Genomic DNA, 22,414 nt, shown 5'->3' with positions numbered 1-22,414 from the left:
TGCCCGTCCTCCCTCCGGCGTCCGGCCTGTGGCCTGTCCGTCCGCCTGCTTTCTCCTTGACGGAATCGCCGCGCCGCCGTGCTCTTGCGGCCATGAGTGACTCCGCGCAGGGATTCATCGTGTTGGGAGCGGCGCGCACCAAGGTGCAGCGCTGGCTCGGCTCTCGCCGGTTGCCGGCCTTCCTCGCCGCCGGACCCGGCAAGGCGCTGCGGCTGTGGCCCCACGTCGAGGGCGAGGCCGCCGGGGAGGCCGCCGATGCCCTCTCCCGCGAGCTGCCCAAGAGCCGCGTTCTCGTCTTCTCCACCCGTCAGGACACCCTGTGGGTCTCCGTCCACGTGGACGGCACCTGCCAGACCCGTGAGGAAGTTGCCCTCCGCATGCGCACCGCGAAGCAACTCGCCCAGGCCCACGCCGCCCTCCAGCGAGTGTCCACCGCCATCGACTTCAAGGGGCACCGGCCCACGCTGCTGCGTGACGGGGAGAGCCGTCCCGGATTCCTCGCGCTCGCCGGCGCGAAGGAAGACGACATCGCTACCCTGTCCTACGCGCGGCTCGTGGAGGCTCGCCAGCACCCGGAGGCCCCGGACGCCGTGCGCTTGCAGGACTTCTCCTTCGTGGACGAGCAGGGCAAGGCCCACCCCTTCTTCCCCGGTACGCCGGGCCAGGAGTCCTGACCGTCATGCTGTTCACCACGCCGCTGACCACGCCCCGCCTGTTGCTGCGCGAGTTCGAGGAGGAGGACTGGCGCTTCACCCACCCCTACGAGTCCGACCCCGAGGTGGTGCGCTACCAGTCCCATGACGTCCGCACCCCCGAGGAGAGCCGGGCCTACATCCTCAAGGTGATGGCCCAGGCGCGCGAGACGCCCCGTCACGTCTACGACTTCGCCGTGGTGCTGCGCGACAGCCACCGGCTCATCGGGCGCTGTGGCATGCGCATCACGGATCCCGAGCAGCGCGAGGCCACCCTCTGGTACATCCTCGACCGCTCCCAGTGGGGAAGGGGCTACATCCCCGAGGCGGCGCGGGCGGTCGTGGACTTCGCCTTCGGGACGCTCGGGCTGCACCGCGTGTGGGCCGACTGCGACCCGCGCAACCCCGCCTCCTTCCGCGTGATGGAGAAGCTGGGCATGCGCAAGGAGGGGCACTTCCGCGAGAGCATGTTCCTCAAGGGCGAGTGGTGCGACTCCCTCATCTACGCCATCCTCGACCACGAGTGGCGGGCGCTCGCCCCGGCTGCGGCGAACGGTGGATAGTGCGAGGCCGGCCGAGGCGCGTGTCGCCCCGTCCGGCCTCGTGTGCCTCATTCTTCATCGCACCTGCTCAGTGGATGGACGTGAAGTCCTCGAGCGGTGGCAGCGGGGGGATGGTGCCTCGCTCCCTCTCGCTCTCCGAGGCGGCGGAGGCCTGGACCTCCTCCTCCTCCTCGCTGCTCACGGCTCCCGGCTGACCCGAGAGGCTGCTCTCGAGCTGTTCCCCGAGCTCGGAGATGCGCTCCTTCACCCTGCTCTTGGCGGGCTCGAAGAGCTGGCGCTCGCGGTTGCTCACCGGGATGAAGCTGGCGCACAGCGCGCCAATCGCGAGGCCGCCGATCGCCAGCAGCACCGGATTGTCGGACACGGTGTCGTACCAGTCCGAGGCCCGGTACTTCAGCTCGGAGGCCTTCTCCTTCGCCATGTCCAGGGTCTCGGAGGTGCGGTCCTTTAGCGAACTGTCCCTCGTGGGCCGCATGAGACCCCCATCGGGAGAGGGCACCAGCGCCGGGAGCTCCTCGTCATACTCGCCGTACATGCGGCGGCGCTCGGAGGACATGCTCCAGTCGGACCCGCGGCGTGCGGCGAAGGCCTTCTTCATCAGCACCGAGCCCACGCTGGCACCGATGATCGCCCCGAGCAGGCGCCAGCCCCTGGGCGTGTCCGCTCGCTCCTTGATTTCATGAGTCCTGCGCATCACCGCCTCCTTGGCATGCGTCTTCAGTTCTGCTGCCTTTTCCGTGGCCAGCTCGCGGGCCTGCTCCTTGAGCTCCGTGGCCTTGTCCGCGGCCATCGCCTTGACGTACCCGGGCTCCAGGCGGCGGGCGAACTCATCAGCGAGCTCGCTCATGCGTGCCCTTGCATCTGAGATTTCATGGATTGGAACGTCCTGGTCGCCCATTGCCCGTCCTCCTTGAGGGTCTGGATCGTCTTGTTGGGTGCGTGGAGCTCTTTCATGCGCCGGACGCCCAGGTAGGCGATGCCCGCGCCGATGCCGAGGAAGCCCACCGCGACGATGAACGCCGCGAGCCAGAAGGGCATCACCAGCGCCAGCACGTAGCAGGCGAAGAGCATGAAGGCGATGCCGCCGATGAAGAGCAGCGCCCCGCCCAGGCCCAACATCACGCCACCTGCCTTGAACTTCGTCAGCTCCTGGCGCAGCTCGGTCTTCGCGAGGGTGAGCTCCGCGCGAATCAGCCGTTTGGCCTGGTCGAAGAACTCGCCCATGATCGAGCCGAAGGCGCGTCCCGACATGCCGTCGCCCGGAATGGTGCGGTCCTCGGAGCCGTAGCTTCTGCGAGTCTCTGGATTGCCCGGTTGCATCGCGGCCTCCCTAATCCTTCAGGAATCGAGCAGCGAGGAAGCCCACGGCGATGCAGCCGGCGAAGAAGGGGCCGGGCCGCTCGCGGACGAACTGTTTCGCATCCCGCACCAGGTCTTCGGTGGAGCCGTTCTCGATGCGATCCGAGAACCTGCGGAGGTAACCCACGGCGCCATCCAGCACCTGCTGCGAGAGGCCCTCGGCGTTCTGGGAGGCATCCTCCAGGGTGGAGGCGAAGCCGTTGAGTCCCTTGATGAGCTCATCCTTCCTGTTGTCCACCTGCTGGTAGACGCGATCCCGGGTCGCGCCGGTGAAGTGCTTCACCTGCTCCTTGCCTTGTGCCGCGATACTGGGACTCGAGTCGCGGGCGGATACGTCATGGCTTCCGAGGTTCGTGCCGGTGCCGGTGAAGCTGGAACCCTGGATGCCTCCTTGAGTGACGGTGGCCATGCGGTCTCCTCCGAGTCGGTTGGAAACGTTGCATGGCTCAAGGTAGGCACGCTCAGGCAAGCCCCAGGGACGAGAGGGGAATTGCTCGCGGAGCAGGCGGCGGAGGAAGGTGCGGCGGCGTGGGGAATAGGAATGGAGCGCGGATGAGCCGGGAGTGGAGGCACTGATGGCGAGGAAGCCGAAGACACCGCGGTGGTTGGAGGCCGCGCGCCGGCGCAAGGAGCCGGTACCGGAGGGGAGCCGCGCGGACTGGCTGGTGCGCGCACTGGGACGGGCGGGAGTGATGTCCCGGGCCGAGGCGGAGCAGGCCCTCCGTGAGGGGCGGGTGGAGCTGGACGGGCACGTGGAGCGGGACCCGTTCGCACCGGTGCACTCGGGGAGCGCGGTGAGGGTGGATGGACAGCCACGTGCGCTGGAGGCGCGGACGCTGGCCTTGATGTTCCACAAGCCCGCGGGCGTGGTGGTGCACGGGAGCGACCCCGAGGGCATCGGCACCGTCTTCGAGCGGCTGAGGGCGGTGCTGACCCCGGAGTTGCGAGGCTATGAGTGGTACGCGGTGGGGCGGTTGGATCGGGACACCACGGGCCTGCTGCTCTTCACCAACGAGGAGCGCCTGGTGGCGCACGCGACCTCTCCGGAGACCCACGTGTCCAAGCGGTACGTGGCGGAGGTCGAGGGGCAGCCCTCGGAGGAGTCCCTTCAGCGGCTGCGCGAGGGCATCCTCTTGGAGGACGGACCGGCCCGGCCAGCGGGTGCCCGGTTGCTGGCCCCCAGCCGAGTCGAGTTGGTGCTCACCGAAGGGCGGCACCACCAGGTGAAGCGGATGCTGGCGGCGGTGGGGCATCCGGTGCGGACGCTGCACCGTGAGGCCGTGGGCGAGCTGCTCCTGGACGTACCGGAGGGCGCCTGGAGACTGCTCACGGAGGCCGAGGTGGAGCAGGGTCTTGGCTTCCGCGCCATCCCGTCGGCGCCGGCGGGAAAGCCACGGTGAGTGTCTTCAGTCTTCGCGCCGCGCGTGCTCCCGCACCACGGCGCGAGCGTGCTCGGCCAGTGCGTGGCTTCCGGGCAACTCCCGCCCGAGCAATCGCGGCACTGCCAGCGCGAGACTGACGGAGTTGGTGAGAACGCAGCCGCTCACGTCCTCGAGTCCCTCGCGTTTCATCGGGCGCTCGACGACGGGCATTCCCCCCAGCCGTCCTTCCTCCAGCAGCACGGAGCGGATGATGCCCGGGAGGCATGGAGCCTCCAGCGGCGGGGTCACCACCGAGTCACCCACGAGGAAGAACAGGTTCCCATTCGGAACCTCGCAGAGCTCTCCGGCCTCATTGGCGAAGACGGTCCCTCGCCCGAGGTGTACGTACTGCCGGAGGTACGAGATGCTCTTGTGATTCAGGGTGGGGTCGCCCCGGCGGTAGCCGCGGTCCTCCAACTCGTCGAGGACACACCCCTCGCGCAGGGTGCGCTCGTGTTGGGGTGCCAGGTCGCGGAAGGACAGGAGCAGCCGGCCATCTCCCGCCACCAGTTTGCCGATTCCGGTGAAGCCCGGCCCCAGGTGGGGATCCGCCTCCAGGCATCGGCGCAGCGCATCGCGTACGGAGCCGGCGATGAGCACCTCCGGAGGCGGTGCGCGCACGCTGTCCGCATGGGCCGCGAGGCTCGACCGCAGCCGCGCGAGGTGCCGCTCGAGGAACATCGGTGCGCCTCCGGTGACGAGGAACGTCTCGAAGAAGCCCGCGCCGAAGAAGTAGGACTGGAGGAAGTCCTGGAGCCGCAGCTCCTCCAATCGTCGCACCTCTCCATTCACCGCGACCGTGTCCCTCATCCGATGCGCGCCTCCAGGAACCGGGCGAGCAGCTCATTCCCATGCGGCGTGAGGAAGGACTCGGGATGGAACTGGATGCCCTCCAGCCACGGATGTTCCCGGTGGCGCAGGCCCATCACCAGGTCGCCGCACCAGGCCGAGACCTCCAGGCAGTCCGGGAGGCTCGCCCGGTCCACCACCAGTGAGTGGTAGCGCGCGGCGACGAACGGGTCCGGCAGTCCCCGGAAGACGCCCCGGCCATCGTGGTGGATGTCGCCTGTCTTTCCGTGGACGGGCACCGGGGCCCGGACGACGCGCCCGCCGAACACCTGCCCGATGGACTGGTGCCCCAGGCACACCCCGAGAATGGGCACCCGGCCCGCGAAGGCGCGGATGATCTCCAGGGAGATGCCGGCTTCGTTCGGCGTGCATGGGCCTGGAGAGATGACGATGTGGTCCGGCCGCAGCGCCTCCGCCTCGGCGAGCGTGAGCGCATCATTGCGCACCACCTTCAGCTTCGCTCCGAGTCCCCCCAGCGCCTGCACGAGGTTGAAGGTGAAGGAGTCGAAGTTGTCGATGAGCAGCATCATGCCGCGTCTCCCACGGGGCGCGCGGACAGCGCGAGCAGCAGCGAGCGCGCCTTGTGCAGCGTCTCCTGGTACTCGCGCCTCGGCTCCGAGTCGTGGACGATGCCCGCGCCCACCTGCACGTGCGCCCTGCCGCCCTTCATCACCAGCGTGCGGATGACGATGTTCAGGTCCAGCTCACCCGTGAAGCTCACGTAGCCGAGCGAGCCCGTGTAGAGGCCTCGCGCGTGCGGCTCCAGCTCGGTGATGAGCTGCATGGTGCGAATCTTCGGCACGCCGGTGATGGTGCCTCCCGGGAACACCGCCGCCACCACGTCGAGCGGCTCCACCCCCGGAGCCAGCCGGCCCACCACCTCGGACTCGATGTGGATGACGTGGGCGTACTCGATGATCTCCATCAGCTTCGCCACCTGGACACTTCCGTAGGCGCAGACGCGCCCCAGGTCGTTGCGCTCCAGGTCCACCAGCATGGCGTGCTCGGCGCGCTCCTTCTCGTTGGTGCGCAGCTCGTGGACGAAGCGGGCGTTCTCCTCCGGCGTCCCCTTGCGGCGCGTGCCCGCGATGGGCCGCGTGATGGCCTGGCCGTCCTCCACCCGCACCAGCCGCTCGGGCGAGGCGCTCACCACCTCGAATCCGTCCACCTCCAGGTAGCTGGCGAAGTGAACGGGGCTGATGGTGGACAGGGCCTCGTACAGCTCCAGCGCGTGCAGCTTCGGCTCCACCTCCAGCCGCTGTGAGAGGTTCACCTGATAGGTATCTCCCGCGCGGATGTACTCCCGCACGCGCTCCACCGCGCGCAGGTAGTCCTCCTGCGTGAAGTTGGAGCGCCACGTCACGTCCGGCTTCTGCTCGTCCGCGAGGCGCCACGCGGGAGCCGTGGGGCCTCGGGCATCGACGTCCCGCACCAGGCGCTCCAGCTCCGTCACCCGCCGCTCACAGTCGTCGTAGTCGCTGCCCGTGGCCACCACGAGTGCCCGGCCTTCCTGGTGGTCCACCGCGACGAAGGTGTCCACGAAGTCCAGCGCGATGTCCGGCAGCCCCAGGTCGTCATTCGGGTGGCGGGGCAGGGTCTCGAAGTAATGAGCGGCCTCGTAGGCGAAGAAGCCCACCGCTCCACCGCAGAAGAGCGGCATCCCCGGCAGCCGGATGCCCCTCCAGCGATTCAGCAGCTCACGCAGGGTGGCCAATGGAGTGCCCGGGCTCGGCTCGCCGTTCACCTCGCACCGGCCGCCCCGGGCCCGGAAGGTGAGGAAGGGCCTGGCACCCACGAAGGAGTAGCGGCCCTCGCTGGAGGTCCGGGTGCTCTCCAGCAGGAAGCGGTGTCCCGGGGGCAGTGCCCGCAGCAGCTCCAACGGCTTCAGGTCGCGAAGCTCCACCGTGCGGAAGAGGGGAACCTGATCGTAGCCCTGGGCCACGAGCGCTTCGAAGCGCTCACGGCTCGGTGGAACCGGAGGAGGGGAAGGGGACACCGGCATGCGCGGAGGGCTTGTACCAGAGGATGCCCGGGTCGCGCTCCGCGCTCCTGCGTGAAACAACGGCCCGCCTCTCCGGGGTTCCACCCGGGAGGCCCGCTCGCCGCACCCATCCCCGTCCCGAGGGAGGAGGGGACGGAGGGCTCAGTGGGTATGGCCGGCCGCTTGCGGCTGGTAGGTCACCGAGACGATGCGCAGGCGCTTGTGCTTCCCTCCGGGCTGCTGCCACTCGATCTCCTGCCCCACCGAGAGCCCGAGCAGCGCCGCGCCCACGGGCGCCAGCACGGATACCCGTCCCTGCTCCAGGGACGCGTCCTTCGGATAGGAGAGCGTCACCTCGCGCGTCTCCTGCGTGTCCTCGTCCCGGTACACCACGCGGCTGTTCATGGTGACCACGTCCGGTGGAACCTGCGTGGGATCGACCACCTCCGCGCGCAGCAGTTCCGCATCGAGCGTCTCCGCCTGGTCCCCCGCGGTCGTGTCGATGAGGGTGCGCAGCCGCTCCATGTCCGTCGACGTGACCACGATCCTCGGCTCTTGCGTGCTCATGACAGCTCAATCCTTTGACCCTGTGTGCGGCCGGTCAACCAAGCGCGCTCGGGATCGTGCCTGCATGGCGGCAGGGCGTCTGAAAGCGGACGTCCCATCGGGCGTCACCCTGACGGCCCGTCAAGGATTGAGCGGCCGCGAGGCGGAGAGACGCGGTGCGTCGAGCCGAGCAGCGGTGCACGAGGTGTTGCCGGACGCATCCTGTACCCCACACGCGTGAGGCACGTTGTGTTGACCTCCTGGATGAGCCGCTGCCAGTCCAATAGGCCCTCACGCCCGCCGGGCATAAGACGGGCCCACGAACGTGCGATGGCCCGATCTCATGCAGCTGTGGATTCTCTGCGCATCTCTCGGCGCACTGGGGGTGGGTTGCGCACGGCCCGAGTCTCGTGACGTGCGTCCGGCGGGAGAGTCTTCCGCTGAACCGGTGGTCATCCGGTTCTGGACCTTCCAGCAATCCGCCCTGGATATCCAGGAGGCGCAAGAGCGTGTCCGCCAGCGCTTCGAGGCGGAGAACCTCCACCTGCGCGTGGAGGTTCGCACCTTCCCGTCCCCCCATTATCGCCCCCAGCTCCTGGAGGCTCTCCGCTCGAGTCATCCCCCCGACATCGCCACCCTGGACCAGGTATGGATGGCGGAGTTCGCCGAGAGTGGCGCCATCCTTCCCCTGGATGGTCTCCTGGCCCGTGAGGCCCAGGCGCGGCTCTTCTTCCCCAGCGCCTGGGAGACCTGTCTCTACAAGGACCACGTCTGGGGAGTCCCGCTCAGCATCGACGGCTGGATGTTGCTCTATTACAACAAGGAGCTGTTCCGGCGTGCGGGCCTGGATCCCGAGCACCCACCCACGACCTGGCCGGCGCTCCAGGAGGTTGGCCGGCGTCTCACCCAGCCTCCGGAGCAGTACGGGTTGGTGCTGCTGGGCGCCGCGGATGAGGGATTGGTGGCGAGCATCAATGCCTTCATCTACAGCAACGACGGTCAGGTGGTGGATGCCTCCACCGGCCAGGCTCGGATCAACCAGCCCGAGGCCGTCGAGGCGCTGGAGTTCTACCGCGAGCTGACTCGCTTCGCACCGCCCGGGACCGAGAAGCGCAACGAGGCCGCGGCGGTGGAGCTCTTCCTCTCCGGGAAGGTGGCCATGGCGCTGCTGGGCTCCTGGCAACAAGACACCTTCCGCCTCCGTGCACCCGAGCTGGACTGGGGAGTGGCCGTGCTTCCCGCCCCTCTTGGCAAGGAGCCTCACAGCACCGCCGGCGGCTGGAACCTCGTGGTCTTCGCTGCCTCGCCGCATCCGGAGGAGGCCTTCAAATACATCGAGTTCCTCTCCCGCCTGGACGTGCAGCCAGAGGTGACTTCCCTCATACCGGCGCGGCTCGATGCCGGGCGTCGATTCATCCGCAAACAGCGCCGCGAGCCAGATGTCGTCCGGTACATGTTGGAGCAGGGCATGCCTCGCCCGGTCTCCCCCGCCTATTCGCGCATCACGGAAGCTCAGCAGCGGATGATGCAGCGGATCCTCGCGGGCGCTCCTGTCCAGGAGGCCGCTGACGAGGCCGCGGCGGAGATCAATCAATTGCGTCATTGAGGTCGGGTGCTTGTGCAGTCCGGGCGAAGGAGATTCATGGACAGCGGCCGCAAGGACCCCGGGCGGGACGACTCCGGAGGACTGCTGACGTGGTCGGCGCTCATCATCGCCCTGCTCTTCGGGGTGACGATGTTCTTCGTGCCCTACGAGTTCGAGCGGGACCTCTACACGCGTCTGTTCTTCTATCTCCCCGGGCTGGGCCTCCTGCTCTTCTTGAGCGGGCTCTTCCTGCTGCTGCCGAGATTGCTGTCGGCCCCTCCATGGCTGGATTGGGGAGCCCGGTTCCTCTTCATGGTGTCGTTCGGCTGGGTGTGGGTGGCGTATGCGCTCGCCGAGCGGATTCCCACCGCCATCCTCAGCTTCGGGCTCCTCACCTTCCTCGTGCCGCTGGAGCCACTCCTACTGCGCAGAGGTTGGCCTCCCTTCCGCCTGTACCTGGCCACTCTCGAGCTGCTGTTCGGGCTGACCATGCTGCTGTGGCCGAGTTCCTTCACTCCCGTGGTGTACGCACTGCAGCCGCAAGGCCTCCAGTGGGTGGGGACGGGCATGGTGTTGGCGGGGATGGCGCTCGCCACGACGCTCTGGCTCTCACCGGCGGCCCCCTGGCGCACCGCCGCCGAGCTGTGCGCCGGAGCGGCCCTCCTGCTGTTCGCGGCACTGCTCGCCAGCAACCACCGCTGGCTGGGGGCCGAGGCCTATGGGGTGCTGGGCTTCTTCGGCCTGCTCCTGCCAGCCCTGCCCCGCCTGCGCCTCCAGATCCGGACGCGTCTGGCCCACCGGCTGTTGCGGGCCTCCACGCTGGCGGTGCTGTTGCCGTTGCTCGTGCTGGGGGGCGTGACCAATGCCATGATGCAGCACGCCCTGCGCAAGCAGGTCTTCCTGGGAAACGAAGCGCTCGCCCGAGGCAGTGCGGCCCTCGTGCGTCAGTATGTCCAGGATGGGCAGGGCGCGGCGTTGATGGCAGCGCGGCAGCTCGCCCTGGTGAATGACGTGACGGCGTGGAATCTGCCGCTGCTCGAGGCGCAGCTCCGCACCTTGTATGAGGAGTCTGGCCTGTACCGGGGCATCTGGCTGCTGGACGTCAGCGGGATCGTCCGGGCCACGTATCCACCGAGCCCGGCATTGTTGGGCAGGAACCTGGGGGACCTGCAGTGCTTCTCAGAGGCCGTGCACTACCGCCGGCCCACCCTGGGCAGGGTCATCCCGTCGGAGCTGCCGGGAAGGCCGCTCGTGGCGCCCTACGCCGTTCCCATCGAGGATGAGGCACATCGGCTGCCGGGAGTGATGGTGGCGGTGATCGATCTGCGAGGGCTGAGCGAGCAGCTCAATGCCATTGGAATGGGGCAGGGCGGGGGCATCTACCTCGTCGACGAGAATGGACACATCATCGGTCATCCGGATCCCTCCCGTCTGGGCCTTCCCATGGGCGAGGACGACGTCGCCGCTCGTCGGGCGTTGATGGGACACAGCGGAGTGATGGAGCAGGACGAGCGTCGTCGGATTGTCGCCTTCGAGTATGTGCCGGACCTGGGATGGGCCCTGGTGGCGGAGCTGCCCATCCAGGAGGCCTACCGGTCCCTGTCGACGATGACCATGGTGTTCCTCCTGTTGCTGACGGGCGTCGCGCTCGCGACGATTACCCTGGCCAACATCGTCTCGTTCCGCATCACCAACCCGCTCCTCACCTTGCAGGAGACGGCCCAGGCCTTCAGCATGGGAGACCTGGGCCGCCGCATCACACTGACGACCGGGGACGAGCTGGAGAACCTGGCCCAGGCCTTCAACCGCATGGCGGGTGAGCTCGAACGGCTGGTGGAACGGCTGACGGCGTCCGAGCAATCGCTGCTGCACACCAACAGCGAGCTGCGCGCGGTGCTCGAATCGGTCAACAGCGCGGTGCTGGTGTTCGACCAGGGCCGGAAGATCCGCTACTTCAACCGCCGCATCCAGAGTGTCCTCGGGCTCGAGCCCTCCGGGGTGCTGGGGCAGTCCATCGACCAGGTCACCATGGCGCTCGCCCGGCGCGCGGCCGATCCGGAGAGCTTCCTGGTCAGGCTCACTCGCCTGGCGCAGCAACCCGAGGAGCGTTCCCAGGCAGAGATGGTGCTCAAGGATCCCTGGGGCGTGCTCGTGCACTTCAGCAGCCCCGTCTTCCTGGAAGGCAAGGTCCTGGGCCGTATCGACGTCTACGACGACATCTCCCAGATGCGCGAGCTGGAGCGGCTCAAGAGCGAGTTCCTCCTCCTGGTCAGTCATGAGTTCCGCACACCGCTCACGTTCGCGCTCATCAACACGGAGATGGCCTTGCGTCTGCTGCGCTCCCGCCGTGATGTGCCTCCGGAGATCATCCGCCGGCTGGAGCAGACCCGGCAGGGCGAGCGCCGCCTCGTGTCGATGATCGAGGAGCTCCTGGACGTTGCCTCCATTGATGCCGGCCAGATGAAGCTGCACCCGGAGCCGCTCTCGCTTCCGGAGCTCGTTCATGAGGTGCTGCAACGGCTCGAGCCGAAGCTCCGGGCCCACCCCCTGGTGGTGGAGCTCGCCGCCAACATCCCGCAGGTCATCGCCGACCGCCGGCGCATCGCTCAGGTCATCACCAACTTCCTCACCAACGCGGCTCAGTACACCCCGACCGGGACGGAGATTCTCGTGCGGTTGGAGCGCTCGGGTGACGAGGTGCTCTTCTCCGTGGCCGACCGGGGCTCGGGACTGACTTCGCACGAACGCTCGCACCTGTTCGATCGCTTCCACCGGGCCCAGACGCTGGTGGGTCAGGCGAAGGAAGGCCTCGGCCTGGGGCTGTTCATCAACAAGTCGTTCATCGAGGCCCATCAGGGACGGCTATGGGTGGAGACGGTGCACGGGCAGGGCTCGACCTTTTCCTTCAGTCTGCCTGTCGCCGCTCCGCCCCACGCTTGAATCCCCCACCTGCCTTGCAGGTGGCTGTACTTTCATGCAGGGATATCCAGGCACCAGCTTTGGGGGCGCTCGATTGGGGACTCAGAAGAAGATCGTCGTCGTCGAGGATCAGGAGGAGATCCGGGAGGCGGAGATGGATCTCCTGCAGTCCGAGGGCTACGAGGTGGTCGGAGTCGGCGATGGATTGCTGGCCCTTCCGACCATCAAGCGTGAGCGGGCGGACCTGGTGCTGCTCGACCTCATCCTTCCTGGCAAGGAGGGCAATGAGATTCTCGAGGAGCTCGCGGCGGATACCGAGACACGGTTGATCCCCGTCTTCATCATGTCCGCCTACGTGGACCGGCTCCGGCGCACGCCGCAGGTGCGGCGCATCCTTCCCAAGCCCTTTGATCTGGATGAGTTCATCAACGCGGTCCGCGCGGAGCTTTCGTAGCCACATCGATCGAGAGGAGCACCATGACGCTGAACCTCCAGTCCACCGTGAAGCTGAACAATGGCGTGGAGATTCCCCGGCTGGGCCTGGGGGTCTTCCGGGCGCCTCGGGGTGAAGTGACGCGCCAGGCGGTGCGCGCGGCGCTCGCGGCTGGTTACCGGCACATCGACACGGCCCGTATCTACGGCAACGAGCGGGACGTGGGGGCCGCGGTGCGCGAGAGCGCTCTGCCTCGCGAGGACATCTTCGTCACCACCAAGCTGTGGAACGAGGACCAGGGCTATGACTCGACGCTGCGCGCCTGTGAGCGCAGCTTGAAGGATCTCGGGCTCGAGTATGTGGACCTGTATCTGGTGCACTGGCCGGTGCCTGGCCGGCGTCTGGAGTCGTGGCGAGCCATGGAGAAGCTGCTCGCCGAGGGGAAGTGCCGGGCCATCGGGGTGAGCAACTTCCTGGAACACCACCTCGACCAGTTGCTCGCGCACTCCCAGGTGGTCCCCGCCGTCAATCAGGTGGAGCAGCACCCGTTCCTCCATCAGCCCTCGCTGCTGCGCTACTGCGCCAGCAAGGGTATCGCGGTGGAGGCGTACAGCCCGCTCACCAAGGGGCTCCGGCTCGGGGACCCGCGGGTGGTGGAGATCGCCCGGAAGTACGGCAAGTCCCCCGCGCAGGTGCTCATCCGCTGGTGTCTCGAACATGACCTCGTGGTCATCCCCAAGTCCGTCCACGAGGAGCGCATCCGCGAGAACGCCAACGTCTTCGACTTCTCCCTCTCTCCCGAGGACCTGCGGCGGTTGGATGCGATGAACGAGGACCTGTACACCGGTTGGGATCCAACAGACGTTCCGTGAGCCTCGCCGGAGTCCTTCGGGATGGGCGAGAATGCCAGGCCTCATGAACGCGCCTCGAGACCCCATCTACCTGGACCACAACGCCACCACGCCGCTGCTGCCCGAGGTGGTCGACGCCATGGTGCCCTATCTGCGCGAGCACTTCGGCAACCCGTCGAGCGCGCACGTCTACGGACGCCGGGCCCGCGAGGCCGTCGACCGTGCCCGGGCCCAGGTGGCGGCGCTGATCGGCGCGGCGCCGGAGGAGATCCTCTTCGTCGCGCATGGCACCGAGGCCAACAACCTCGCCATCCGCGGAGTGGCCGAGGCAATCCCAGAGAAGTGGTACGTGGTGACCTCCGTCATCGACCACCCCGCCACCACCGAGCCGTGCCGTGAATTGGAGAAGCACGGCTGGCGGGTGCGGTGGCTCCCCGTGGACGGTACGGGCCGCGTCCGTGTCTCCGATGCGGTGGCCGTGATGCGGCCCTACACGGCGCTCATCTCCCTCATGCACGCCAACAACGAGACGGGCGTGTTGCAGCCCATCGCGGAGATCGCCCGCGAGGCCCGCGCCCGGGGCGTGTTGATGCACACCGATGCGGCCCAGTCCGTGGGCAAGCTGCCCGTGTCCGTCGAGGAGCTCGGGGTGGACCTGCTCACCGTGGTGGGTCACAAGTTCGGCGCGCCCAAGGGCGTGGGGGCGCTGTACGTGCGCCGGGGCACGCCGCTGCGTCCGGTGTTGCTCGGAGCGGGACATGAGCGCGGCCTGCGCCCGGGGACGGAGAATGTTGCCTCCATCGTGGGGCTCGGGGTCGCCTGCGAGGTGGCGCGTCGCACCGTGGTGGGCGAGGCGGCCCGGGTGCTGGCGCTCCGCGATGAGCTCTGGGCCCGGCTGCGGGGGCTCGTTCCGGGATTGGTGCTCAATGGCCACCCGGAGGAGCGGCTGCCCAACACGCTCAACGTCCGCTTCCCCGGCGTGAGCGGCTCCGCGCTGCTGGCGGCGGCGCCCGAGGTGGCCGCATCCACGGGCTCGGCGTGCCACGCGGGCGAGGAGTCCGCTTCCTCCATCATCACCGCCATGGGCGTGGAGCCCTCCGCGGCGCTTGGCTCGGTGCGTCTGTCCCTGGGGCGGACGACGACGCATGAGGACGTGGTGGTGGCCGCGGATGCACTCGCCGCCGCGTGGAAGCGGCTGGCTCCCGCCCCCAGGTGAAAGTCCGAGCCCACCTGGGCCATACTCCCGTTCCCCCCACCGACGAGGAGCCTGTCTTGGCGGAGTCCTCTCCCGCGTCCTCCCAGACCGCGTTCGTCCAACAACTCAACTTCTGGGCCCGTGACGCGAGCAACGAGTCGGCGGCGCTCCTGGGTGCTTTCTCGCTCGGGCTGTTCGCGCAGCTCCCGGACGAGGGCTCCGCACCGCCCGTGTCCCTGGAGTCGCTCGCACAGCGCATCGGCGGCACTGTGCGCGGCACCCGCTCCGTCATCGAGCCGCTGGTGGGGCTCGGCTTCGTCCGGCTGGAGGAGGGGAGGGGTTACTCGCTCCCGGTGGAGAGCGCCTTCCTGCGTGGCTCCGGATTCACCGCCCGTATGCGCGAGGCGCTCGGTTGGTGGCTCGTGTCCGCGAAGCTTCCCGAGTCCGTCCGCACTGGCGCCCCGGTGGACTGGCACGGTGAGTCCCGAGACCTGCTCGGGTTGTATCGGCGGGAGTTCCTGGCGCCCCGTGCGCCCGCGCCCAGCGCCGCCGCCGAGGACTATGACGACCGGGCCGTTCGCGGCTTCCTGCGCACCCAGGCGCTCGTGACGAGCGGTGAGGTGGGGCTGTTGGAGGCGATGGTTTCGGGTCCCCGGCCGCTCGTGGAGCTGGCGAAGGTCACCGGCTCGCAGCCCGAGGCGCTGCGTGTCGTGCTGGGGGTGCTCGTGTCCATGGGCATCGTCCGGCAGGAGGGCGAGGCCTTCGGTTTCACGGAGCTGGCCGGTCGCTCGCTGGATGCCAGCAGCCTGCCGTACTTCCAGCGCGCCTTCCCGGCCACCATGGACTACTGGGAGGCCTTCGGGCACCTGGACGAGGCCGTCACCCAGGCCCGGTTCCGGTTGGATCTGCGCGACCCCGAGGTGGCGAAGCGCATCTACCAGCGCAATGCCTCGCGCATCACCGGCATCTTCGCTTCGCACGTGAAGCTGGGCCGCAAGGCCGCGGAGCTCGTCGGCACCCTGCGCCCGCTGAAGGACGCGCGTGTCCTCGACGTGGGCACCGGCTCGGGCGTCTGGGGCGCCGCCTTCGCGCTGACCGACCCCTCGGTGCACGTCACCTACCTGGACTCCGAGCACGTCCTCGAGCAGGTGAAGCCCAACATCGCGAAGCTCAAGCTCGAGGGCCGTGCGCGCTACTGGGCCGGCGACTGTCTCTCCGTGGACTACGGCGAATCCCAGTACGACGTCATCCTCCTGCCCCAGGTCATCCCCGCCCTGCCTCCCGAGTCGCTTCCGTCCTTCTTCGGAAAGCTCGCCCGCGCGCTGCGTCCCCGGGGGCTGCTCGTCGTCTCGGGCTACCTGCTGACCGATCGGCGCGATGGTTCCCTCGACGCGCTCTACTTCTCGCTGCGCCGCTACGTGTCCAACGAGGGCGATGTGCTGTCCATGCCCGACTTCAGGCGGCTGCTCGAGCCCGTGGGGCTTTCGTCCTCCCGCGGCTTCGAGATGCCCATCCAGCAGGTCGTCATCGCCTCGCGCGGGGACGTCCCCTGGCCGGACACAGCCCCCTCCCGCTGACGCCTCCTTCCTTCCGTCCGCCTTCCCGTCTGGAGAGACATGGAACTCCTGCGCTCGTTCTTCATGGAGGACTACCTCGAGGGCTCGCGCTTCACCGCGCGCTACAACCTCGGGGAGTCCGGTGCCCGGCCCCGCACCGTGGGGGAGCTGCTCACCGGCTCCGGTGTCAGCCCCCAGCAGGCCATGGACACCTTCCTCTCCACTCCGCTGCGCGACAGCCCCAACTGGGGCCGTGCCGACCTGCGCGACCTCGTGGCCGCCATGCACCCCGGCGCCACCCGCGACAACGTCCTCATCACCACCGGCACCAGTGAGGCCCTGCTGCTCCTCTTCCGGCAGCTCCGCCCTCGCAAGGTGGCTCTCGCCTGGCCCGCCTTCCAGCTCCTCTATGAGCTGCCCATGCAGCAGGGTGCGGAGATCGTCCGCCTGCCCGTGCGCTGGGACTCGCGCGGCGTGCCCTCCGTCGATGCCGATGAGTGGCTCTCCCGGCTCGAGCGCGAGTCCCCGGACGTCGTCATCATCAACAACCCCCACAACCCGAGCGGGCTGGTGCTCGAGCCGGAGTTGCTCGAGCGCGTCTCCCGCTGGGTGGATGCGTCCGGCGCCACGCTCGTGGGGGACGAGCACTACCGGTTCCTCTCCTCGGAGAGCGTGGTGCTCGGCGCCACCGTGTACCGCCCCGGCGCCCGCACCTTCGTCACCGGCTCCTTCATCAAGTGTCTGGGTTGTCCCGGTCTGCGTATCGGCTGGTGCGTCGGCGACACCGCCATGCTCGCGCGTGTCCAGAACGAGAAGAACTACACCACGCACACCGTGAATCCGGTCACCGAGTGGATTTCCTATGAAGTGCTCAAGGACCTCGGCAGTCCCGCCGTGAGCCAGGCGCGCGCGGAGTGGATGCGGAACCGGCGCATCCTCGCCTCCTTCCTGGAGCGCTCCCAGGGCGTGTATGGCGTGGCTCCCGCGGGCGGTCTCGTCACCTGCATCGGCGTGCGCGGCGTGGCCGGCCCGAAGGAGTTCGAGGCGAAGCTTCAGTCGCTCGGCGAGGCCGGGGTGTTCGTCCTGCCGCTCAGCGCCATGGAGCACGGTGATGCCGCGGGCGCCCACCCGCTGGAGCGCGGCCACGGTTTCCGTCTGGGTCTGGGCATGTCCCCGGAGCGCTTCCCCGAGGCCCTCGAGGCCATCGAGCGCGTCACAGCAACGCGCTGAAGGCGTGCGGACGGTCCGCGTACTCCGGATCCTTCAGGAGGAGCGCGTGCACCCGGCCCTGCGTGGTGGTGGGCACGGCCGGGAAGAGGTGGTGCGTGAGGTGGTACTGGTCGTTGCGCGGGAAGAGCACCCGGTTGAGCAGCCCCCACTTGAAGATGTGGTTGCGCGAGCGGTGGAACTCGTCCGCCGAGCCGATGATGCCCGCGTGGTCCACCGCGTCCGACCAGTAGCGGATGACCTGGTAGGCCACGAAGTAGGGCAGCAGGTAGAAGAGCCCGAAGGCCTTCCAGCCCACGCCCCACTGCGCCAGCGTGAGCAGCCCCGCGTAGAAGGCCCAGCGGCTCAGCGTCACCGGCCACGGATCCGTGCGGCTGAAGAGCACCGGGCGCACGAAGGACGGCAGGTGGACGAGCGTCAGCGGCCGCAGCAGGTGGCGCCGCGCGAAGTGCTCCGTCGACTCGGCGAACCCGAACTTGCGCCGGGGCATGAAGTCCAGGTCCCGCTCCGGATCTCCGAGGTGCTGGTGGTGCGTGAAGTGCTCGCGCGTGTAGGGCTCGAGCGCGGTGAGATCGATGATGGCCAGTGCGTGCCCGAAGACGCGGTTGGCGCGCTTGCCCTTCACGAACATGCCGTGACACGCCTCGTGCAGCATGTTGCCGAGCGCTCGGAACCGGGTGGCGATGAAGAAGGCCACCAGCGGGTAGAGCACCCAGCCCGCCCCGGGCCACGTCTCCAGCAGCGCGTGCGCCCCGAGCGCCGCTCCCACCCCAAGTCCCAGATGGAAGGCCATGTGCCCGATTCCCGCGGCCGGCGAGTGCGCGTGGTTGCCCATCCGAGCCACCTCTCGCGCGTATGTGGCCCTCAGCCGCGCCGCCACCGAGGTGGATCGCTCCCGCGAGGCGGGCGTCGTGCCATCGCTCGTGCGGCGGGAGCTGTCCAGCTGCGCTGGGGCCATGGGGCCTTCCGGGGGGGACGGAAAAGACGTAATCCCAGTCTAAGCCGACACTTGATTTCTTAGCAAGCGAGCGGGCTCCTCACGGGTGATGACGGGCTGCGTCAGGCGGCCGCGCCTGGACGAAGGCGTTTTTTGGGACGCCGGCCGGGCCCTTCCCTCTTTTCCCCCCGAACGCCCGGGGCACTCCTGGCCCCTCACGTACGGAGTGAAGATGAGCCCACCTGAAGTCTCGAAGGCCGCTGGTGCCTCTCGCCCTGCCGCTCCTCCACTTTTCTCTGCCGCCCTGCTCGCCGTGCTGCTGGTTGTCCCCCTCGCCGCGCATGCGCAGGGCGGTAAGGGCTCCCGTACCGTCGAGGGCGACCTCGCCTCGGTGAATCGCCTGTACGAGAGCCTCGAGTACGAGCGCGCGCTGGAGCAGATCGAGCAGGCCAAACGCAGGGTGCCTGGCGTGGACGCGAGCGTCGCGCTCGCGCTCTACCAGGGCATCATCCTGGCCGAGATGATCCGGATGGATGAGGCCAACCGCGCATTCAGGGCGGCGTTGTTCCTCCGGCCGGATGCGACGCTGCCCGTGGAGGTGTCTCCCAAGCTGAAAAAGCACTTCGAGTTCGTTCGCGCGGAAGTGAAGAGGGAGCAGGAGTTCATTCGCGACATGCGCGAGGCGAAACAACGGGACGAAGAGGCCATCGCTCAGCGAGAGACGAAGTCCGGCGTGCCACCACCGCCAGGGCAGGCCTTTTCCTCGCGCTCGCGTGCGCTCCTTCCCACCATCGCGGGCGGAGTTCTCCTGGCGGCGGGAGGGGTGTCCTATGGGCTGTCCAGGAGCGAGCTGGCGAAGCTGGGCGGTGACGACATCGCCACGGACGCGGACGCACAAGCCACCGCGTCGCGTGGCAAGGCATTGCAGACGGCGGGCTTCGGACTCGCGGGGGCGGGCCTCGTGGGGCTGGGCGTCGCGGCGGGCCTGTACCTGCTGGGCGGAACTTCTCAGCCCATGGCACTCGGTGTGAGTACGGATGGAACGTCGGCCTTCGTCCACGGGAGATGGCAATGATTGCTTCGATTGGGTCGCGATTCGTCCTGGGGGTGGCGGTGTTGCTCGTCGGCATCTCCGCCTGCGCCGATTTCGATGGTGCGGTGGATGACTGGCGCAAACGCCACTCGGACATGGGCAACGGCGACGGCGTGCCCTCCGCGCCTGGGCTCTACGTGGATCCGGTGAAGGGCAGCGATGCCCCTGCCAGTCCAGGCTCACCGGAAGCGCCCCTGCGCACACTGGGGGAGGCGCTCCAACGGCTTCGGAGTGGCCAGGTCCGAGGCAAGGCGGCCATCTACTTGGCAAGCGGTTCGTTCGACGAGGCTGGACTGACCCTGGATGTCCCCGTGTCCTTGTACGGTGGCTATGGCGGGGTCAACGACTGGGTGACGAGGCCGGGACAGCGCTCGCGCCTGGCGGGTGGCACGGTGGGGTTGACCGTGCGCGACTTGTCTGACGCGGGCATCGTGCTGGAGCACGTGAGCATCCACTCCGCGAACGGGGTGGAGCCCGGTGCGCCCTCCATTGCCCTGCGCGTGCTGCGGTCCTCCGGGGTGGAACTGCGCGACGTCGTGCTGGAGGCGGGCCTCGGGGCGCTGGGCGCGGACGGCCGCTCCGGGACTCCAGGCCAGGCGGGTGTTGGGGGAGGTAACGGCGGTGAGGCCTCCGATGACAACGGCGCAGGCGGCGCCGGCCCGGCGGGAATGACGACCTGCTCGGGGAGCGACCGCTCGGGTGGAGTGGGTGGAGCGGGCATATCGGACAAAAACTCCGGCAGCATCGCGGGCCGTCCAGGCAAGCCCAATACGAGAGGCGGCAATGGGGGGAGCGGTGGCGTCGTCGATTGCGAGTCGGACCCCGAATTCTGCGACTGCCATGGCGGTTCGGGTGGCAACGGGTTCCCGGGAGTCCTGGGCGCCAAGGGCCCCTCCGGCTCGGGGGGCAGTGGTCTGGGGGTACTGGATCTGACGGGTTTGACATGGCGCCCCAACCAGCAAGGTGGCGCTGGTGACGCAGGCCTCCCCGGCGAGGGTGGCGGGGGCGGAGGAGGCGGCGGAATCTGCAGCGAAGAGATCGTGTTCCTCCCTGCTCCCTTTGCCAGTGGAGGCGGCGGGGGAGGCGGCGGCGGTGGTTGCGGCGGCACAGGTGGACAGGGCGGCGGAGGTGGCGGGGCATCCATCGCGCTGCTCCTGATCGATTCGCGGGTGACAGTGGGTGAAGGCACGCAACTGCGAGCGCTCGGCGGTGGCCCGGGTGGCAGCGGCGGCGCGGGTGGTGAGGGGGGCTTGGGTGGCTCGGGCGGTGCCGGAGGGATGGGGGACTCCGGGTACTTTTCGATGGGACAAGAGCTCCCCTTCCACATCGCGGGCGGCGATGGCGGCAAGGGTGGCCAGGGCGGCGATGGCGGTAGGGGCGGCGCGGGTGGCGGTGGTGGTGGCGGCCCATCGGTGGGTGTGTGGTGCGGCCCGAATGCCGGTTTCGCCTCCTTCACGGCGCTCTCCGAGCAAGGCCTTGGGTCCGGTGGGGCCGGAGGCACGAGTCCCGGCGGGAACGCAGGTGCGGCTGGGCGCAAACTGTTGATGACGGACAGCTGTCCTGTCTCCCCATGACAGGCCACGCTGCACGGCGGCCCCCATGCCAGCGAGCGGCGCCTCAGGCACAGTCCAGGCCGCGACTCGCCGAAGCACCTCTCGCGTGTGGGGGCGCTCTGTACTAGGCGGCCGCGCGGGCGGGAGGTGCGAGCTGCTCGGGCAGCATCACCCCGGGGCGCGCGGCGAGGAGCAGCTCCTGGGTAGGCAGCGGCAGGCAGACCGTTGAGGTGAGGCCCACGTCCGACAGCAGCGCGGCGTACTCCGAGTGGGACAGCAGGTCTCCCTCGTTGGTGAGGAAGCGCCGCAGCCCGAAGTAGAGATGATCCATCGGGCCGTCGCGCCGCTCGTTCAGCACGTATTCGGCGATGACCAGGATGCCGTCCGGCTTCAGCGCTCGCGCCACCCGGCGGAACATGTCTGGCAGGGACTCGGGCCGCAGCACGTTGAGCACCTGCGGCAGGATGATGAAGTCGTACGCGGCCTCGCCGAAGTCCTGGGTGAAGAGGTTGCCCGGCCAGAAGCGCGCCTGGCCCAGTGCCTTGAGTTGCTCCACGTTGCGCCGGGCCTGCGCGAGCACCACCTCCTGGTCGAAGTAGGTGACCTGGGCCGTGGGCTCCGTCCGCGCGAAGGCCACTCCCCACACCCCCGAGCCCGTGCCGATGTCGAGCACCGACGCCCTCGCCAACGGGCGCACCTGGGCGATCGTCGCCGCCGCGCGCCGGCTGAGCTGGAAGTGCGAGGCGAACACCGCCGTGATCTGGTTCGAGTTGTCCGCGTAGAAGCGTCGGCTCACCTCTGCATCCTTCAGGTCCAGGATGAAGCGCTCGTGCCGCACCGTCTCCTCGAGCCGCTCGAGCGCCTCCCAGTACTGCGCGGACACGGAGAAGGAGCGCAGCAGGTACGGCAGCGCCTTGCCATCGAGCACCTGCTTCGCCTCGTCCGTGAAGGTGCTCGTCTGGCCCTCGGTTTGGGTGATGCCCAGGTGCGTCAGCACGTCCAGCACCCGGCGCAGGCCCCGCTCGCTGGCACCGGTGGCGCTCCGGAGCGCCGCCTCGTCCTTCGGGCCCGTGGCGAGCTGCTCGAGCAGTCCCAGCCGGCCCACGGCGACCAGCAGCCAGGTGCGCGCGGCACTGCGCGCGAAGCGGTCGAAGAAGTTCTCCGCCTCGGGTGAGGGCGAGGGCGTCGTCTCCAGGAAGAGCCGCCGGTAGTGCTCGAGCACGTCCCAGCGCTGGCCCTCGTGGGTGACGGGCTCCCCGGTCTTCACCGCCTCCTCCAGATGGCCCATGGCGCCCCACCACTGCGCCGCTTCCTGGAGCCTCTCGCGGAACGCGGCGTCCCGCAGGAAGGCCGCCACCGGACGGGTCAGCGCGAGGCCTCGCGTCTCATCCATGTGCACCAGTCCCAGGCACACCAGGAGCTCGACGAGCGAGCGCACTCCGCGCACCGAGGCCCCCACCTTCTCCGCGAGCCGCTCGACCGGCACCGGCGTGCCCTCGCCCTCCACGGGCAGTGCGTCGAAGAGGCCCACGCTCAGTGACGTGCGCAGCAGCGCCGATTCGTTCGAGGCGTTGCGCGCCCAGAAGTGCAGTGACTGGGCCAGGGAAGGGGGCGGGGCGCTCCGCGGAGCCGTCATCGGAACCTCGTTCGGGGG

21 protein-coding genes are annotated in these 22,414 nt (G+C 68.8%); 12 read left to right on the top strand and 9 right to left on the bottom strand.

The genetic code is table 11. The annotated features are described in order from the left end of the window. The first annotated feature begins 92 nt into the window (after positions 1 to 92). Positions 93 to 674 (top strand): hypothetical protein, encoded by a 582-nt coding sequence (locus DAT35_RS34345; RefSeq protein ID WP_108073180.1) that lies wholly within the window; start codon positions 93 to 95, stop codon positions 672 to 674. Positions 675 to 679: 5 nt separating this feature from the next. Beyond that, positions 680 to 1,255: a GNAT family N-acetyltransferase gene (locus DAT35_RS34340; RefSeq protein WP_108073178.1), complete on the top strand. Its 576-nt coding sequence runs from the start codon at positions 680 to 682 to the stop codon at positions 1,253 to 1,255. 67 nt (positions 1,256 to 1,322) lie between these two features. On the opposite strand, the gene DAT35_RS59330 is transcribed toward DAT35_RS34340, so the two are convergent. Genes DAT35_RS59330 through DAT35_RS34325 form a run of 3 tightly spaced genes read right to left on the bottom strand, consistent with a single transcriptional unit; the run spans position 1,323 to position 3,023 of the window. Beyond that, complete coding sequence (locus DAT35_RS59330; protein ID WP_158502026.1) at positions 1,323 to 2,102, bottom strand: hypothetical protein; 780 nt, start codon at positions 2,100 to 2,102, stop codon at positions 1,323 to 1,325. Beyond that, positions 2,099 to 2,575, bottom strand: coding sequence for a phage holin family protein (locus tag DAT35_RS34330; protein ID WP_233261892.1), 477 nt, complete (start codon positions 2,573 to 2,575; stop codon positions 2,099 to 2,101). Before DAT35_RS34330 ends, DAT35_RS59330 begins: the two co-directional genes overlap by 4 nt. Positions 2,576 to 2,585: 10 nt before the next feature. Beyond that, the gene (locus tag DAT35_RS34325) at positions 2,586 to 3,023 is read right to left on the bottom strand and encodes a hypothetical protein (protein ID WP_233261891.1); all 438 of its coding nucleotides are present in this window, start codon (positions 3,021 to 3,023) and stop codon (positions 2,586 to 2,588) included. Positions 3,024 to 3,189: 166 nt separating this feature from the next. Between DAT35_RS34325 and DAT35_RS34320 the strand changes: the two genes are divergently transcribed. Continuing rightward, positions 3,190 to 4,014, top strand: a complete 825-nt coding sequence (locus DAT35_RS34320; protein ID WP_108073176.1) for a pseudouridine synthase — start codon at positions 3,190 to 3,192, stop codon at positions 4,012 to 4,014. A 6-nt stretch (positions 4,015 to 4,020) separates the two neighbouring features. Here the strand turns inward: DAT35_RS34320 and DAT35_RS34315 are convergent, their stop codons facing one another. The 4 genes from DAT35_RS34315 to rnk all read right to left on the bottom strand — a co-directional run bounded on the left by DAT35_RS34315 (position 4,021) and on the right by rnk (position 7,432). Beyond that, positions 4,021 to 4,845, bottom strand: a complete 825-nt coding sequence (locus DAT35_RS34315; RefSeq protein WP_108073174.1) for an aminotransferase class IV — start codon at positions 4,843 to 4,845, stop codon at positions 4,021 to 4,023. Continuing rightward, the gene (locus tag DAT35_RS34310) at positions 4,842 to 5,414 is read right to left on the bottom strand and encodes an aminodeoxychorismate/anthranilate synthase component II (protein WP_108073172.1); all 573 of its coding nucleotides are present in this window, start codon (positions 5,412 to 5,414) and stop codon (positions 4,842 to 4,844) included. Before DAT35_RS34310 ends, DAT35_RS34315 begins: the two co-directional genes overlap by 4 nt. Beyond that, entirely contained in the window at positions 5,411 to 6,886 is a 1,476-nt protein-coding gene (locus DAT35_RS34305) for an anthranilate synthase component I family protein (RefSeq protein WP_108073170.1), read from the bottom strand. Before DAT35_RS34305 ends, DAT35_RS34310 begins: the two co-directional genes overlap by 4 nt. A 141-nt stretch (positions 6,887 to 7,027) precedes the next feature. Further along, positions 7,028 to 7,432, bottom strand: coding sequence for a nucleoside diphosphate kinase regulator (rnk, locus tag DAT35_RS34300; protein WP_108073168.1), 405 nt, complete (start codon positions 7,430 to 7,432; stop codon positions 7,028 to 7,030). A 394-nt stretch (positions 7,433 to 7,826) separates the two neighbouring features. Here rnk and DAT35_RS34295 point away from each other — a divergent pair, with 394 nt between their 5' ends. From DAT35_RS34295 to DAT35_RS34265, 7 genes are all read left to right on the top strand, one after another. Next, a complete protein-coding gene (locus tag DAT35_RS34295; protein WP_158502025.1) occupies positions 7,827 to 9,017 on the top strand; it encodes a sugar ABC transporter substrate-binding protein in 1,191 nt (396 codons plus the stop codon). A 36-nt stretch (positions 9,018 to 9,053) separates the two neighbouring features. Beyond that, the gene (locus tag DAT35_RS34290; RefSeq protein WP_108073164.1) at positions 9,054 to 11,936 is read left to right on the top strand and encodes a sensor histidine kinase; all 2,883 of its coding nucleotides are present in this window, start codon (positions 9,054 to 9,056) and stop codon (positions 11,934 to 11,936) included. A 73-nt stretch (positions 11,937 to 12,009) separates the two neighbouring features. Then, a complete protein-coding gene (locus DAT35_RS34285) occupies positions 12,010 to 12,369 on the top strand; it encodes a response regulator (protein WP_158502024.1) in 360 nt (119 codons plus the stop codon). A gap of 23 nt (positions 12,370 to 12,392) precedes the next feature. After that, on the top strand, positions 12,393 to 13,220 hold the full coding sequence (locus tag DAT35_RS34280) for an aldo/keto reductase (protein WP_108073160.1): 828 nt from the start codon (positions 12,393 to 12,395) through the stop codon (positions 13,218 to 13,220). Between the two features lie 43 nt (positions 13,221 to 13,263). Continuing rightward, the gene (locus tag DAT35_RS34275; protein ID WP_108073158.1) at positions 13,264 to 14,415 is read left to right on the top strand and encodes a cysteine desulfurase family protein; all 1,152 of its coding nucleotides are present in this window, start codon (positions 13,264 to 13,266) and stop codon (positions 14,413 to 14,415) included. A 56-nt stretch (positions 14,416 to 14,471) separates the two neighbouring features. Next, positions 14,472 to 15,971 (top strand): class I SAM-dependent methyltransferase, encoded by a 1,500-nt coding sequence (locus DAT35_RS34270; RefSeq protein ID WP_108073156.1) that lies wholly within the window; start codon positions 14,472 to 14,474, stop codon positions 15,969 to 15,971. A gap of 39 nt (positions 15,972 to 16,010) precedes the next feature. Continuing rightward, positions 16,011 to 17,180 (top strand): pyridoxal phosphate-dependent aminotransferase, encoded by a 1,170-nt coding sequence (locus DAT35_RS34265; RefSeq protein WP_108073154.1) that lies wholly within the window; start codon positions 16,011 to 16,013, stop codon positions 17,178 to 17,180. On the opposite strand, the gene DAT35_RS34260 is transcribed toward DAT35_RS34265, so the two are convergent. After that, on the bottom strand, positions 17,164 to 18,135 hold the full coding sequence (locus tag DAT35_RS34260; protein WP_108073152.1) for a fatty acid desaturase: 972 nt from the start codon (positions 18,133 to 18,135) through the stop codon (positions 17,164 to 17,166). The two genes, DAT35_RS34265 and DAT35_RS34260, sit on opposite strands and share 17 nt — an antisense overlap. 211 nt (positions 18,136 to 18,346) lie before the next feature. On the opposite strand from DAT35_RS34260, the gene DAT35_RS34255 reads away from it, so the two are divergent. Together DAT35_RS34255 and DAT35_RS61890 are read left to right on the top strand one after the other, a co-directional pair. Beyond that, entirely contained in the window at positions 18,347 to 19,189 is an 843-nt protein-coding gene (locus tag DAT35_RS34255) for a tetratricopeptide repeat protein (protein WP_108073150.1), read from the top strand. After that, positions 19,186 to 20,781 carry a hypothetical protein gene (locus DAT35_RS61890; protein WP_158502023.1) on the top strand — a complete coding sequence of 532 codons (1,596 nt, stop codon included), beginning with the start codon at positions 19,186 to 19,188 and terminating at the stop codon, positions 20,779 to 20,781. The genes DAT35_RS34255 and DAT35_RS61890 overlap by 4 nt, the downstream gene beginning before the upstream one ends. 103 nt (positions 20,782 to 20,884) lie before the next feature. On the opposite strand, the gene DAT35_RS34245 is transcribed toward DAT35_RS61890, so the two are convergent. Beyond that, positions 20,885 to 22,396, bottom strand: coding sequence for a class I SAM-dependent methyltransferase (locus DAT35_RS34245; RefSeq protein ID WP_108073148.1), 1,512 nt, complete (start codon positions 22,394 to 22,396; stop codon positions 20,885 to 20,887). Positions 22,397 to 22,414 lie beyond the last annotated feature (18 nt).

This window comes from Vitiosangium sp. GDMCC 1.1324 (genome assembly GCF_003044305.1).
Taxonomy (GTDB): domain Bacteria; phylum Myxococcota; class Myxococcia; order Myxococcales; family Myxococcaceae; genus Archangium.
This window is presented reverse-complemented; position numbering and strand designations above follow the sequence as displayed.

What these genes read in the sequence shown, in the direction of transcription:
- DAT35_RS34280 (WP_108073160.1), top strand. Translation starts at nt 12,393, where the DNA reads ATGACGCTGAACCTCCAGTCCACCGTGAAGCTGAACAATGGCGTGGAG.
- DAT35_RS34245 (WP_108073148.1), bottom strand. Translation starts at nt 22,396, where the DNA reads ATGACGGCTCCGCGGAGCGCCCCGCCCCCTTCCCTGGCCCAGTCACTG.
- rnk (WP_108073168.1), bottom strand. Translation starts at nt 7,432, where the DNA reads ATGAGCACGCAAGAGCCGAGGATCGTGGTCACGTCGACGGACATGGAG.
- DAT35_RS34315 (WP_108073174.1), bottom strand. Translation starts at nt 4,845, where the DNA reads ATGAGGGACACGGTCGCGGTGAATGGAGAGGTGCGACGATTGGAGGAG.
- DAT35_RS34310 (WP_108073172.1), bottom strand. Translation starts at nt 5,414, where the DNA reads ATGATGCTGCTCATCGACAACTTCGACTCCTTCACCTTCAACCTCGTG.
- DAT35_RS59330 (WP_158502026.1), bottom strand. Translation starts at nt 2,102, where the DNA reads ATGAGCGAGCTCGCTGATGAGTTCGCCCGCCGCCTGGAGCCCGGGTAC.
- DAT35_RS34260 (WP_108073152.1), bottom strand. Translation starts at nt 18,135, where the DNA reads ATGGCCCCAGCGCAGCTGGACAGCTCCCGCCGCACGAGCGATGGCACG.
- DAT35_RS34305 (WP_108073170.1), bottom strand. Translation starts at nt 6,886, where the DNA reads ATGCCGGTGTCCCCTTCCCCTCCTCCGGTTCCACCGAGCCGTGAGCGC.
- DAT35_RS34325 (WP_233261891.1), bottom strand. Translation starts at nt 3,023, where the DNA reads ATGGCCACCGTCACTCAAGGAGGCATCCAGGGTTCCAGCTTCACCGGC.
- DAT35_RS34290 (WP_108073164.1), top strand. Translation starts at nt 9,054, where the DNA reads ATGGACAGCGGCCGCAAGGACCCCGGGCGGGACGACTCCGGAGGACTG.
- DAT35_RS34345 (WP_108073180.1), top strand. Translation starts at nt 93, where the DNA reads ATGAGTGACTCCGCGCAGGGATTCATCGTGTTGGGAGCGGCGCGCACC.
- DAT35_RS34275 (WP_108073158.1), top strand. Translation starts at nt 13,264, where the DNA reads ATGAACGCGCCTCGAGACCCCATCTACCTGGACCACAACGCCACCACG.
- DAT35_RS61890 (WP_158502023.1), top strand. Translation starts at nt 19,186, where the DNA reads ATGATTGCTTCGATTGGGTCGCGATTCGTCCTGGGGGTGGCGGTGTTG.
- DAT35_RS34265 (WP_108073154.1), top strand. Translation starts at nt 16,011, where the DNA reads ATGGAACTCCTGCGCTCGTTCTTCATGGAGGACTACCTCGAGGGCTCG.
- DAT35_RS34340 (WP_108073178.1), top strand. Translation starts at nt 680, where the DNA reads ATGCTGTTCACCACGCCGCTGACCACGCCCCGCCTGTTGCTGCGCGAG.
- DAT35_RS34330 (WP_233261892.1), bottom strand. Translation starts at nt 2,575, where the DNA reads ATGCAACCGGGCAATCCAGAGACTCGCAGAAGCTACGGCTCCGAGGAC.
- DAT35_RS34320 (WP_108073176.1), top strand. Translation starts at nt 3,190, where the DNA reads ATGGCGAGGAAGCCGAAGACACCGCGGTGGTTGGAGGCCGCGCGCCGG.
- DAT35_RS34255 (WP_108073150.1), top strand. Translation starts at nt 18,347, where the DNA reads ATGAGCCCACCTGAAGTCTCGAAGGCCGCTGGTGCCTCTCGCCCTGCC.